Source organism: Thauera sp. WH-2, from assembly GCF_048321015.1.
GTDB lineage: Bacteria > Pseudomonadota > Gammaproteobacteria > Burkholderiales > Rhodocyclaceae > Thauera.
Genome location: NZ_JBLWFG010000007.1, coordinates 170,734 through 183,358, shown reverse-complemented (window position 1 = coordinate 183,358; position 12,625 = coordinate 170,734). Strand labels below are relative to the sequence as shown.

At 64.9% G+C, this 12,625-nt stretch carries 10 protein-coding genes; 6 read left to right on the top strand and 4 right to left on the bottom strand.

Going from position 1 to position 12,625, the window contains the following annotated elements; genetic code table 11:
* Window positions 1–182: 182 nt before the first annotated feature.
* Complete coding sequence (locus ACNKW1_RS12905) at window positions 183–1,319, bottom strand: hypothetical protein (RefSeq protein ID WP_418364996.1); 1,137 nt, start codon at window positions 1,317–1,319, stop codon at window positions 183–185.
* Window positions 1,320–1,754: 435 nt separating this feature from the next.
* On the opposite strand from ACNKW1_RS12905, the gene ACNKW1_RS12900 reads away from it, so the two are divergent.
* Both ACNKW1_RS12900 and ACNKW1_RS12895 read left to right on the top strand, forming a co-directional pair.
* Window positions 1,755–2,549 carry a thymidylate synthase gene (locus tag ACNKW1_RS12900; protein ID WP_320368281.1) on the top strand — a complete coding sequence of 265 codons (795 nt, stop codon included), beginning with the start codon at window positions 1,755–1,757 and terminating at the stop codon, window positions 2,547–2,549.
* The gene (locus ACNKW1_RS12895) at window positions 2,546–3,043 is read left to right on the top strand and encodes a dihydrofolate reductase (RefSeq protein ID WP_418364995.1); all 498 of its coding nucleotides are present in this window, start codon (window positions 2,546–2,548) and stop codon (window positions 3,041–3,043) included. Before ACNKW1_RS12900 ends, ACNKW1_RS12895 begins: the two co-directional genes overlap by 4 nt.
* Before the next feature lie 92 nt (window positions 3,044–3,135).
* Here ACNKW1_RS12895 and ACNKW1_RS12890 read toward each other — a convergent pair whose 3' ends face one another.
* From ACNKW1_RS12890 to apbC, 3 genes are all read right to left on the bottom strand, one after another.
* Complete coding sequence (locus ACNKW1_RS12890; RefSeq protein ID WP_320368283.1) at window positions 3,136–5,379, bottom strand: arginine/lysine/ornithine decarboxylase; 2,244 nt, start codon at window positions 5,377–5,379, stop codon at window positions 3,136–3,138.
* 150 nt (window positions 5,380–5,529) lie between these two features.
* Complete coding sequence (gene dcd / locus ACNKW1_RS12885) at window positions 5,530–6,096, bottom strand: dCTP deaminase (RefSeq protein ID WP_048705906.1); 567 nt, start codon at window positions 6,094–6,096, stop codon at window positions 5,530–5,532.
* A 166-nt stretch (window positions 6,097–6,262) separates the two neighbouring features.
* Window positions 6,263–7,354, bottom strand: a complete 1,092-nt coding sequence (gene apbC, locus ACNKW1_RS12880) for an iron-sulfur cluster carrier protein ApbC (RefSeq protein ID WP_418364994.1) — start codon at window positions 7,352–7,354, stop codon at window positions 6,263–6,265.
* 185 nt (window positions 7,355–7,539) lie between these two features.
* On the opposite strand from apbC, the gene ACNKW1_RS12875 reads away from it, so the two are divergent.
* The 4 genes from ACNKW1_RS12875 (at window position 7,540) to ACNKW1_RS12860 (ending at window position 12,622) form a co-directional block, all read left to right on the top strand.
* Window positions 7,540–8,112: an OmpA family protein gene (locus tag ACNKW1_RS12875; protein ID WP_418364993.1), complete on the top strand. Its 573-nt coding sequence runs from the start codon at window positions 7,540–7,542 to the stop codon at window positions 8,110–8,112.
* Between the two features lie 172 nt (window positions 8,113–8,284).
* Window positions 8,285–10,462, top strand: coding sequence for a methionine--tRNA ligase (metG, locus tag ACNKW1_RS12870; protein WP_418364992.1), 2,178 nt, complete (start codon window positions 8,285–8,287; stop codon window positions 10,460–10,462).
* Between the two features lie 167 nt (window positions 10,463–10,629).
* Window positions 10,630–12,321 (top strand): SulP family inorganic anion transporter, encoded by a 1,692-nt coding sequence (locus tag ACNKW1_RS12865; RefSeq protein ID WP_418364991.1) that lies wholly within the window; start codon window positions 10,630–10,632, stop codon window positions 12,319–12,321.
* Window positions 12,314–12,622: an acylphosphatase gene (locus tag ACNKW1_RS12860; protein ID WP_418364990.1), complete on the top strand. Its 309-nt coding sequence runs from the start codon at window positions 12,314–12,316 to the stop codon at window positions 12,620–12,622. The genes ACNKW1_RS12865 and ACNKW1_RS12860 overlap by 8 nt, the downstream gene beginning before the upstream one ends.
* Window positions 12,623–12,625: the final 3 nt, after the last annotated feature.

The following is a 12,625-nucleotide window of genomic DNA, read 5'->3' as shown; positions in this document are numbered from 1 at the left end:
ACACCCCGGCTCACCACCAAGACCCGATCCACCGCCCAACAACCTCCCGCTTCAACCTCCTCAACCCCGCACACCGCTTCCGAAGAAACCGCTGCAGCGCTGAAGAGGTGCGCATTATAGACCCAGCAGAAACAACGTCAAGCACTATCTGCACAAAAACCTAAACGATCCACTCGGGCGGATCAGAGCACCTGGAAGGTGCAGATACGATAGTCTCGCTCGACAAGTTCCTGCTGGAGCTTGCGCAGGGTGAACAAGCCCGCAACTGAGCGCAGGAAGACTCGCTCCGATACGAACTCGCAGTCGGATGGCAGCACCACCCGCACCAACTCCCCTTTCAATACTTCGTCGCACAGAATGCAGCGCACCGGCGAGCGCCCGTCATCGAGATCCGCAGCCTGCGGTTTACGCGCAATCAGTTCGATACCAAGGTCCGTCAGCGGCTGCCCAAAACCAAGCCGGCGGACGACCCCAAGCTGCCAGCCCTGCCCATCTACGAAATGCACAGCAACCAGCCCTCCGATGTCAGGCCAGCCCCCCGGGGGTTCAAGGTCCATGGAAAAGTGCAAGCCGCTATGGCTGAAGTCCAGTGTGCGGCACCTCTGGCGTGAGATTGAGGCACGCTCATCCAGTACGGCAAGGCAGTTCTCGAACCCATGCGTCACGTCGATCTCGGCTTCCTGAGGGAAGCGTCGACGCAGACGGATGGGCGGGTCCGCAGACCATCTACGGAGGAGCGCCTCGACGGCATCGTGCAGTACCGGAAGGGGTTGCCCCGCAAGTGCTGCCGGCACTTCCCCACGCTCGAGCGCCGCCCGGAATCCGCGCAGAAGCTCGCCTGCAGCGTCCGCCTGGAAATGCCACGCTCCCGACGACGGCTCTCCCGCCCGGCGCTCCGGCATCGGCGCATCCGGTGGCGAAACCACATACTGGAGCGGCAGACTCTTCTTGCGGGACAACTCGATGAAGGGCAGCGCACGGTCGATCAATGCGCAGGCCGCGAGCGCCGTATCGAGCACCATCTGGTCAAGACCCGCGCTATGGTAAGCGATCGCACGCAGATACTCTCGCCCGATGCCCGGCAGGTCGCCCCCGACCAGTCGTCCATACGACTCGGGAGCGTCAGTGAAGAGAACGGCCAGACGCCCCCATACATCCAGGGGCGGGCGGCTTCGGCTGCAGGCGGACCACTTGACCACTTCCGCAGCGCTCGACGCCAGACGCAGGCGGTACGCAGCGGGCGCCGAACCATCCGCGCCCCTGCACGACGCCCAGTACGCATCACTCAAGGCGATCGCGCAGTCACGTACGCTGGCCACCCAGCGCACAGCCCAGCCCGCATCCCGAACACGCCCGGCACCGGCTCCCGGAGCAGAGGAAGCGACAGCATCTCCGAAGGCATCGCCATAGCTGCAGACGATGCCGAATGCTGCATCCCCCGCGCTCTCATGACCGGGTCCGGCAAGCGAGCGCAACGCGAACGCCGCTGCATGAAAGCCGGCAACAACGTCTCCGGCACCCGCAAAGACGGCAACAGGGGAATAATCGAGAGGCCTGGGGGCGTGCAAGACGGTCTCCGAATGGGCGGGCAGAGGACGCCGCTCAGGGGCACACCCTACCCGCCGATGTGTTTGCGGCATTCTGCGCCTCGCAGCCGCGCAATGTCCAGATCATATAGGCTGTCGCGACGCCGCGGCTCAAATGGCAGGAGCGGGTACTCACCCGTTAGAATCGAGGCTTTTGCGAGGGCCCCCATGCAACAGTACCTCGACCTGATGCGCCACGTGCTCGAGCACGGCGACGGCAAGACCGACCGAACCGGAACCGGTACCGTGTCGGTGTTCGGTTGGCAGATGCGCTTTAACCTGCAGAAAGGCTTTCCACTCCTGACGACGAAGAAGCTCCACACCCGCTCCATCATTCATGAACTGCTCTGGTTCCTCCAGGGCGACACCAACATCCGTTACCTCAAGGAAAACGGGGTCTCGATCTGGGACGAATGGGCAGACGAGGACGGTGAGCTTGGCCCGGTTTATGGGAAGCAGTGGCGCCGCTGGGAGAACGCCGATGGCACCCGCGTGGACCAGATCGCCCGACTGATCGATGGCATCCGGAGCAACCCGGACTCCCGCCGCCACATCGTCTCGGCCTGGAATCCGGGGGAGGTAGACCGCATGGCGCTTCCCCCCTGCCACGCACTCTTTCAGTTCTACGTGGCAAAGGGCAGGCTCTCATGTCAGCTCTATCAGCGCAGTGCGGACATCTTCCTGGGCGTCCCGTTCAACATCGCGTCCTACGCGCTGCTGACGCACATGGTGGCACAGGTGTGTGATCTCGAACCGGGCGATTTCATCTGGACAGGCGGGGACTGCCACCTTTACCTGAACCATCTCGATCAGGCGCGGGAGCAACTGTCGCGCACGCCGCGCGCGCTGCCGCAACTTCGGCTCAACTCTACGGTCAAGGACATATTCGCGTTCCGCTTCGAGGACTTCAGCCTCGAAGGCTACGATCCCCACCCACATATCAAGGCTCCGGTGGCCATATGAGCAAGACCCCCGAGATCGTCATCGTCGCCGCCGTCGCGCGCAACGGCGTGATCGGCCGCGACAATGGCCTACCCTGGCGGCTGAAGGCGGATCTGCAGCGTTTCCGTGCGCTGACCATGGGGCACCCCATCCTGATGGGGCGCAAGACCTGGGCATCGCTCGGACGTCCTTTGCCCGGGCGGCGCAACATGGTGGTGTCCCGCAGCAAAGACTTCAACGCCGACGGCGCCGAAGTCTTTGCCAGCCCGGAGGCTGCGATCGCAGCCGCTATGGACAGCGGCACGCTGTTCGTCATCGGCGGCGCGCAGCTTTACGACACTTTACTTCCCCTGGCTGACCGACTGGAGCTCACCGAAGTCTGGGCGGACGTCGAAGGGGATGCGCACTTCCCGCCCTTCGATCTGTCCGAATTCGTGGAAGACCGGCGCGAAGCGCGCAGCGCAGACGAAGAGAACGAGTACGACTTCGACTTCGTGCAGTACCGGCGACGCTGAGCCCCCGACACCACACACCATGAAGAAGGGCCGCAATCCGCGGCCCTTCTTCCTTCTTCAATCGAAGCGCCCAGGTACCCGGGCGCCAGCGCTCATCCCTTCACGCAATCGACGTGGTAGCGGCCGTCCTCGCCCTTGACCAGACCGTGGATGTCCGTCTCGAAGCCGGGGAAGCGCGCATTGAAGTCGCGCGCGAACTTCAGGTAACGCACGATCGTGGCATTGAAGCGCTCGCCCGGGATCAGCAGTGGGATACCCGGCGGATAAGGCGTGACCAGCATCGCCGTGACGCGGCCCTCGAGTTCGTCGAGCACCACACGCTCGATCTCACGGTGGGCCATCTTCGCGAAGGCATCGGCAGGCTTCATCGCCGGCACCATGTCCGAGAGATACATCTCGGTGGTCAGTCGGGCAACATCGTGATCCTTGTAGAAGCTGTGGATCTGGTTGCACAGATCCTTCAGGCCGACGCGCTCGTAACGGGGGTGCTTGGCGATGAACTCGGGCATCACCCGCCACAACGGCTGGTTGCGATCGTAGTCGTCCTTGAACTGCTGCAACTCGGTCACCATCGTGTTCCAGCGGCCCTTGGTGATGCCGATGGTGAACATGATGAAGAAGGAGTACAGGCCAGTCTTTTCGACGATGATGCCGTGCTCCGCCAGGTACTTGGTGACGATCGCCGCCGGGATGCCCGTGTGTTCGGCGAAGTCGCCGTCCATGTTGAGACCCGGGGTGATGATCGTGGCCTTGATCGGGTCGAGGATGTTGAAGCCTTCGGCCAGGTTGCCGAAGCCGTGCCAGCGCTCGCCCGCCTTCAGGGTCCAGTCGTCACGGTGACCGATGCCTTCCTCGGCGAGATAATCCGGCCCCCAGACCTTGAACCACCACTCGTCCTCGCCGAACTCGGCGTCCACCTTGCGCATCGCGCGGCGGAACTCCACCGCCTCGGACAGTGATTCGTTCACCAGCGCGGTACCGCCTGGTGCCTCCATCATCGCGGCCGCCACGTCGCAGGACGCGATGATCGCGTACTGCGGCGAGGTCGAGGTGTGCATCAGATAGGCCTCGTTGAAGATGTCGCGGTCGAGTTTGCGAGTCTGCGAGTCCTGCACCAGGATCTGCGAGGCTTGGCTCAGGCCGGCGAGCAGCTTGTGGGTCGACTGGGTGGAGAACACCATCGACTCGCGGCACCGCGGACGATCCGCGCCGATCGCGTGATAGTCGCCGTAGAAATCGTGGAAGGCGGCGTGCGGCAACCAGGCTTCGTCGAAGTGCAGGGTGTCGATCTGGCCGTCGAGCATTTCCTTGATGGTCTCGACGTTGTAGACCACGCCATCGTAGGTCGACTGCGTCATCGTCAGAATGCGCGGCTTCTTGTTCTTCGCCTCGCGAGCGAAGGGGTTGGCCTCGATCTTTTTCTGAATGTTCTCGATCGAGAACTCCTCCAGCGGGATCGGGCCGATGATGCCGTAGTGGTTGCGCGTCGGCGTCAGGAACACCGGCACCGCACCGGTCATGATGATCGAGTGGAGGATGGACTTGTGGCAGTTGCGGTCGACGACGACGATGTCGCCGGGCGCCACCGTGGTGTGCCACACCATCTTGTTCGAGGTCGAGGTGCCGTTGGTGACGAAGTACAGGTGGTCGCAGTTGAAAATGCGCGCCGCATTGCGCTCCGAGGCCGCCACCGGACCGGTATGGTCGAGCAGTTGACCAAGCTCGTCCACCGCGTTGCAGACGTCCGCACGCAGCATGTTCTCGCCGAAGAACTGGTGGAACATCTGGCCCACCGGGCTCTTCAGGAAGGCGACCCCGCCCGAGTGCCCCGGACAGTGCCACGAATACGAGCTGTCGGCGGCGTAGTGCACCAGTGCGCGGAAGAAGGGCGGCGCCAGCGAATCGAGGTAGTTCTTCGCCTCCCGCACCACGTAGCGCGCGATGAACTCCGGTGTGTCCTCGAACATGTGGATGAAGCCGTGCATCTCGCGCAGCACATCGTTGGGGATATGGCGCGTAGTGCGCGTCTCGCCATGCAGGAAGATCGGGATGTCGGCATTGCGGAAGCGAATCTCGACGACGAAGGCGCGCAGATCGGCGATGGCCTTGGCCGAAGCCTCGGGCGAGGAAAACTCCTCGTCATCGATCGACAGGATAAAGGCAGAGCCGCGGCTCTGCTGTTGCGCGAAGGAGGTCAGGTCGCCATAGCTGGTGACACCGAGCACCTCCATGCTTTCGTCCTCGATCGCCTTCGCCAGCGCGCGGATCCCCAGTCCCGAGGTGTTCTCCGAGCGGAAATCCTCGTCGATGATGATGATGGGGAAGTGAAATCTCATCCTGGTCCTCTCCAGCGGTGTCCTTGCGGGACGGACAAAATGGGCAGGGTAGCCGTCGTGGGTTGCCTGCGCGTTACCGAAAGTGCTTCGGAAAAGTACAAGGGGCCGTCAGGCGGCCCCGTGGATGCATCCTCTCTGCGCGTCGTCGCTTCAGATCTTTGGCAAGGTGACGCCAGTCTGGCCGAGATACTTGCCACCGCGATCTTTGTAAGAGGTCTCGCACACCTCGTCCGACTCGAAGAACAGCATCTGCGCCACGCCTTCGTTGGCGTAGATCTTGGCCGGCAGCGGCGTGGTGTTGGAGAACTCGAGCGTCACGTGGCCTTCCCACTCGGGCTCGAGCGGGGTGACATTCACGATGATGCCGCAGCGCGCGTAGGTGCTCTTGCCCAGACACACTGTCAGCACGCTGCGCGGAATGCGGAAATACTCGACCGTGCGCGCCAGTGCGAAGGAATTCGGCGGGATGATGCAGACGTCGCCCGTGAAATCGACGAAGTTGCGCGCATCGAAGTCCTTGGGGTCGACGATGGTCGAGTTGATGTTGGTGAAGATCTTGAATTCGTTTGCCACGCGCACGTCGTAGCCGTAGCTCGAGGTGCCGTAGGAGACGATGCGGCCGCTGTCGTTGCTGCGCACCAACTCCGGCGCGAAGGGCTCGATCATGCCGGCCTCTTGGGCCATGCGGCGGATCCACTTGTCGGACTTGATGGACATGGGCGCGGGTTCCAGCGGAGTGCGTTGCGGCCGGCAGCAGGGCCGGTCGTAAAAGCGGCGTAGTGTAGGACAAGCGCCGCAGCGGGGAAAGACCTCGCCACGGCATTGTTGCTGCACCGCACACCGGGACGGCCGCCGTGGCGCTCCGCCCCGGAAGCACCCGGGTTCAGGTGCTCTTGATGACGATGTTCGGGAACTTGTGCGTCATGTCCTTCGAGCGCTCTGCGATGCGCACCGCGACCCGGCGCGCGATCTGCTTGTAGGTCGAGGCGATGCGCCCCTCGGGGTCGGCGACGACGGTCGGCGAGCCACCGTCGGCCTCGCTGCGAATCTGGATATCCAGCGGAAGCGCGCCGAGGAAGGGCACATTGAAATCCGCGCACATCTTCTCGCCACCGCCGTGGCCGAAGATGTGCTCCTCGTGGCCACACTTCGAACAGATGTGGATGCTCATGTTCTCCACCACACCCAGGATGGGCACACCCACCTTCTCGAACATCTTCACGCCCTTGCGCGCATCGAGCAGGGCGATGTCCTGCGGCGTGGTGACGATGACTGCACCGGTCACCGGAACGCTCTGCGACAGGGTGAGCTGGATGTCGCCGGTGCCCGGCGGCATGTCGATGACGAGGTAGTCGAGATCGTCCCAGGCGGTGTCCTTGAGCATCTGGTTCAGCGCCTGCGTAGCCATCGGCCCCCGCCAGACCATCGGCGTATCAGGGTCGATCAGGAAGCCGATCGACATGGCCTGAAGTCCGTAGGCCTGCAGCGGGATCATGGTCTTGCCGTCTGCCGACACCGGACGCTGATCGCCGATGCCCAGCATCTGCGGCTGCGAGGGACCATAGATGTCGGCGTCGAGGATGCCGACCCGAGCGCCTTCGGCCGACAGCGCCAGCGCGAGATTCACCGCAGTCGTGCTCTTGCCCACGCCGCCCTTGCCCGAAGCGACGGCAATGATGTTGCGCACACCCGGCAGCAGCTTCACACCCTGCTGCACCGCGTGCGCCACGACCTTGCTGGTCACCTTGATCTCGACGCGCTGGACACCGGGCAGCTTCGACACGGCCTCGCTCAACAGGGCACGGATGGGCTCATGCTGGCTCTTGGCCGGATAGCCGAGCTCGACATCGAAACGGACGGCGCCGTGCTCTACGCTCAGGTTACGGATGCTGCGGCCAGCCACGAAATCCTTGCCGGTATTCGGGTCGATCACCTGCTTGAGCGCTTCGTTTACGGTTTGCTGATCAAGACTCATCGCGTTTTCCTCGAAAATCGGTGCACCCGCTGCGGGGTGAAAGCGGCAGAATCATACCGGAGCGGGAGCATTCGCTCACCCGCGTTCTGAACAGGGTTTATTCCTGCAGTTCCGCTGCACCCACGATCTGGCGCGACGCCTTGCCACGGCAGGCGCCCCCCAAGAGGCATCCATCCACGCCCTCCATGAATACGCAACGCTGCTGCCGTCTCCTCCCCCTTGTCGGTTCCGTCCTGCTGCTCGGCGCCTGCGCGACCCTCCCCGCCCCCGAACCCACCGACCCGATCAATCGCCATGCACTCGTGCGCGTGAGCACGCCCGAGCCGGACTGGCCGGCGCTCCGCCAGCGCCTGCTCACAGCCACCGCCGAGGTGCACGGCATCGAGATCGGCGGCCCCGAAGTCCAGGGGCTACGCCTGCAGATTCCGGTGCCCGACGGGTTCGCGAGCGGCAGCGCAGAGATCCGCCCACCCCTGGCCAAGGCGCTCGATACGCTCGCAGCCGTCCTCGCCGGCGAAGGGGGTGCGGCGGTGAAGGTGGTCGGCCATACGGACAGCCAGGGTAGCGAGATGGTCAATCTGCAGTTGTCGATCACCCGGGCCGAAGCGGTCGCCGAGCACCTCCGCCAGCGCGGCATCGCGCTGGAACGCCTGAGCGCGGACGGCCATGGCGAAGCTGACCCGCTCACCAGCAACGCCACCGATGAAGGACGCGCGCGGAACCGTCGGGTAGAACTGATCCTCAGCCGGCAACCTTGAGCATCAGGTGCATCCAACCGCCCCCTGCCCGCCGTGGAGGACGTGTTCATGAAGAGAAGGCGCCCGGAGCACCCGATTCGCGAGCAGACCCAGATCCTTGCGCGCGACCACAGTGCGGGCGCCCGCTTTGTTAAACTCCTGACTTTATTCAGCAGGCCCGTCCGCACACATCATGTCTCGCAAGATCCTCGTCACCAACGCCCTGCCCTACGCCAACGGCGACATCCACCTCGGCCACCTGGTGGGCTACATCCAGGCCGACATCTGGGTGCGCTACCAGCGCATGCGGGGCCATTCGGTGCACTACGTCTGCGCGGACGACACCCACGGCACGCCGGTCATGCTGCGCGCCGAGAAGGAAGGCCTCACCCCCGAGCAGCTCATCGACCGCGTGCATGGCGAACACCTGCGTGACTTCACCGCCTTCGGCGTCGCCTTCGACAACTACCACTCCACGCACAGCCCCGAGAACCGCTTCTACGCCGAGGACATCTACGGCAAGCTGAAGACCGGCGGCCTGATCGACACGCGCTCGATCGAGCAGTACTACGACCCGGTCAAGGAGATGTTCCTGCCCGACCGCTTCATCAAGGGCGAATGTCCCAAGTGCGGCGCGGCCGACCAGTACGGCGACAACTGCGAGGCCTGCGGTGCGGCCTACGCTCCCACCGAGCTCAAGAACCCCTACTCCGCGGTGTCCGGCGCCAAACCGGTGCTGAAGACTTCGGAGCACTATTTCTTCCGGCTCTCGGACGAGCGCGCGGTGGCGTTCCTGCGCGAATGGACGCGCGGCACCAACACCGCCGGCGAGCGCCGCCTGCAGGCGGAAGCCGCCAACAAGATGAAGGAGTGGCTCGGCGAGGAAGGCGAAAACAAGCTCTCCGACTGGGACATCTCGCGCGACGCGCCCTACTTCGGCTTCGAGATCCCGGGCGCGCCGGGCAAGTACTTCTACGTGTGGCTGGACGCGCCGATCGGCTACCTCGCCAGCTTCCGCAACCTCGTCGAGAAGCGCGCCGCCGCGGGCGAGACGATTACCGTCGAGGACTACACGGACGCCGCCCGCGCCGCCACGGCCGGCACCGAGATGGTGCACTTCATCGGCAAGGACATCCTCTACTTCCACGCCCTGTTCTGGCCGGCGATGCTGAAGTTCGCCGGCTACAACACCCCCAGCCAGCTGTGCGTCAACGGCTTCCTCACCGTCGATGGCGCCAAGATGAGCAAGAGCCGCGGCACCTTCATCACCGCGCACTCCTACATCGCGCAGAAGCTCAATCCCGAGTGGCTGCGCTACTACTTCGCCGGCAAGTCCAACGGCACCATGGAAGACGTCGACCTCAACCTCGACGACATGATCGCCAAGGTCAATTCCGACCTCGTCGGCAAGTTCGTGAACATCGCCAGCCGCTGCGCCGGCTTCATCGGCAAACGTTTCGACGGCAAGCTGGGCGAAGTTGATGCCGCCGCCTGTGCCGAGTTCGCCGCCGCATGGAGCGAGGGCCGGATCGCCACCGCCTACGACGAGCGCGACTACAGCCGCGCGCTGCGCGAGATCATGCGCCTGGCCGATGTCGCCAACCAGTACGTCAACGACCACAAGCCGTGGGAACTCGCCAAGCAGGAAGGCCAGGAAGCGCACCTGCACACGGTGTGCAGCACCGCGCTGACGATGTTCCGCGATCTCACCCGCTACCTCAAGCCGGTGCTGCCGGCGCTGGCCGCGCAGGTCGAGGCCTTCCTCACCATCCCGACGATGGACTGGCAGGGCGAATGGGCGCCGCTGCCTGAAGGCCACGCCATCCAGGCGTACAGCCACCTGATGACCCGCGTCGAGCGCAAGCAGATCGACGCCCTGCTCGAGGCCAACCGCGAGTCGCTCGCGCCGGCCGCTGCCCCGGCGAAAGAGGCGAAGGACGCGAAAGCCGCGACCTCCCAGCAGCGCCACGCCGAAAAGCAGCAGCACGCCGCGCAGGCGGCCGAGACGGCATCGCCCCACATCTCGATCGACGACTTCACCAAGGTCGACCTGCGCATCGCCCGCATCGTCGATGCCGAGCACGTCGAAGGCGCCGACAAGCTGATCCGCCTGCAGCTCGACATCGGCGAAACCGACGAAGCCGGCAATGCCAAGCCGCGCCAGGTCTTCGCCGGCATCAAGTCGGCCTACGACCCGGCCACACTCGTCGGGCGCATGACGGTCATGGTCGCCAACCTCGCACCACGCAAGATGAAGTTTGGCATGAGCGAGGGCATGGTGCTCGCAGCCTCGGACACCGAAGGCGCCACGCCGGGCCTCTTCATCCTGTCGCCCGACGACGGCGCGGTGCCGGGCATGAAGGTGAAGTGATCCGCCACGAGTAGCCGCCATGCCGCTCACACCCTCGAAACGCTGGATCGTCCTGCACCACGCGGGCCGAGGGTGAGTCTCTCCGCCGCTCGCGTCGGCCCTCGATCCGAAGGCGGCGCCGCATGGGCCTCGTGCCCCGTCCTGAACCAGTACGCAGCGGAGAAAGCATGAAACTCGACTTCCGTCCCAAACTCTTCGACACGCTGCCCGGCTATGGCCGGGCCACCTTCATCGGCGACCTCTCCTCGGGCATTACCGTTGGCGTACTCGCGCTGCCGCTGGCGATGGCCTTCGCGATCGCCTCGGGCATGTCGCCCACCGCCGGCATCTGGACGGCGATCGTCGCCGGCTTCCTGATCGCGCTGCTCGGTGGCTCCCGGGTGCAGATCGGCGGCCCCACCGGCGCCTTCATCCCAATCATCTACGCCATCGTCGCCGACCTCGGCGTGCAGAACCTGCTCATCGCCACGATGATGTCGGGCGTGCTGCTGTTCGCCATGGGCGCGCTGCGCCTGGGCAACATGATCCGTTTCATCCCGCTGTCGGTCGTGATCGGCTTCACCAACGGCATCGCGGTGGTGATCTTCATCTCGCAGATCAAGGACTTCCTCGGCCTGCAGATCACCGACCTGCCAGGCGAGTTCTTCGCCAAGATGGCGGCGCTGATCGACGCCCTGCCGACCCTGCACCTGCCCACGCTGGCGGTGGCGGTCGTCTCGCTCGTCATCCTCATTGGCTGGAACCGCCAGGCGCGGCGGGTCGCCTGGATGCGGCGCTTGCCAGGTCCCTTGGCCGTGCTCATCGTGATGACCGCGGTCAATGCGCTGCTCGCCCTGCCGGTCGACACCATCGGCAGCCGCTTCGGCGGCATCCCGCAGGAGATCCCGGCCTTCGGCCTGCCCGAGCTCAGCCTGTCGATGCTCGGCAAGCTGATCGCCCCGGCGATCACGATCGCGCTGCTGGGCGCGATCGAATCCCTGCTCTCGGCGCGGGTGGCCGACAGCCAGATCGACGACCGCCACGACCCCAACCAGGAACTCATGGCACAAGGCATCGCCAACGTCGCCGCGCCGCTGTTCGGTGGCTTCGCCGCCACCGGCGCGATCGCACGCACCGCCACCAACATCCGCACCGGTGGGCGCACCCCAGTCGCCGGCATCATCCACGCCGGCGTACTGCTGGCGATCGTGCTCGCGCTCGCTCCCGCCGCCAGCCACATCCCGCTCGCCACGCTGTCGGCGATCGTGGTCATCGTGTCGATCAACATGGGCGAATGGCATGCCTTCGCGCCGCGCGAACTGGCGCGCTACTCGCTGCAGTACCGGACGATCCTGCTCGGCACCTTCTTCATCACCGTGGTGTTCGACCTCACGCTGGCGGTGGAGATCGGCATGGTGCTGGCGAGCCTGTTCTTCATGTACCGCATGTCGGATCTCACCCGCATCGAGCGCATCACGCTGCCCGAGCTGGACGGCGCGGAGACCCAGCTGCGCGCAGACGGCACACCGCGCGTGCTCGCCTACAAGCTCTCCGGCAGTCTGTTCTTCGGTGCCGCCAACAAGCTCGAAAACCTGCTGCTGATGCAGGACGGCCACCCCGATGTGGTCATTCTCGACATGGACCGGGTGCTCAACCTCGACACCACCGGACTCGACATCCTGCAGACCCTGCATCGCAACCTGCAGAAGCGCGGGGCGCAACTCATTCTCTGCCAGCTCGGCTCGCAGCCGGGATCGATCGTGTTCCGCTCGGGCTTCCTCGACAGGCTGGGCGACGACAACATCACCGCCACGCTCGAAGAGGCCGTCGCCCGCGCACGCCTGCTGAGCGGCAAGGAACCGGAGATTGCCTATGTCTGACCTCAACGATCCGTCTTCGGAGGGCGCCGTCGCGCGCCTGCTCGCCATCCATGGCAAGGTGCAAGGCGTGTGGTACCGCGCCAGCGCGCAGGCCGCGGCTGCCCGCCTAGGGCTGCGCGGCTGGGTGCGCAATCGTCACGAAGGCTGGGTCGAGGCACTTGTGATCGGCCCCCAGGCGCGCATCGACGACTTCATCGACTGGGCACGCCAAGGGCCGCCGAAAGCCGACGTGGCGCGCATCGAAATCAGCGCGGCCGACGCGGACGCCATCGAGGGCTTCGAACAACGTCCGACGGCGTGAGAC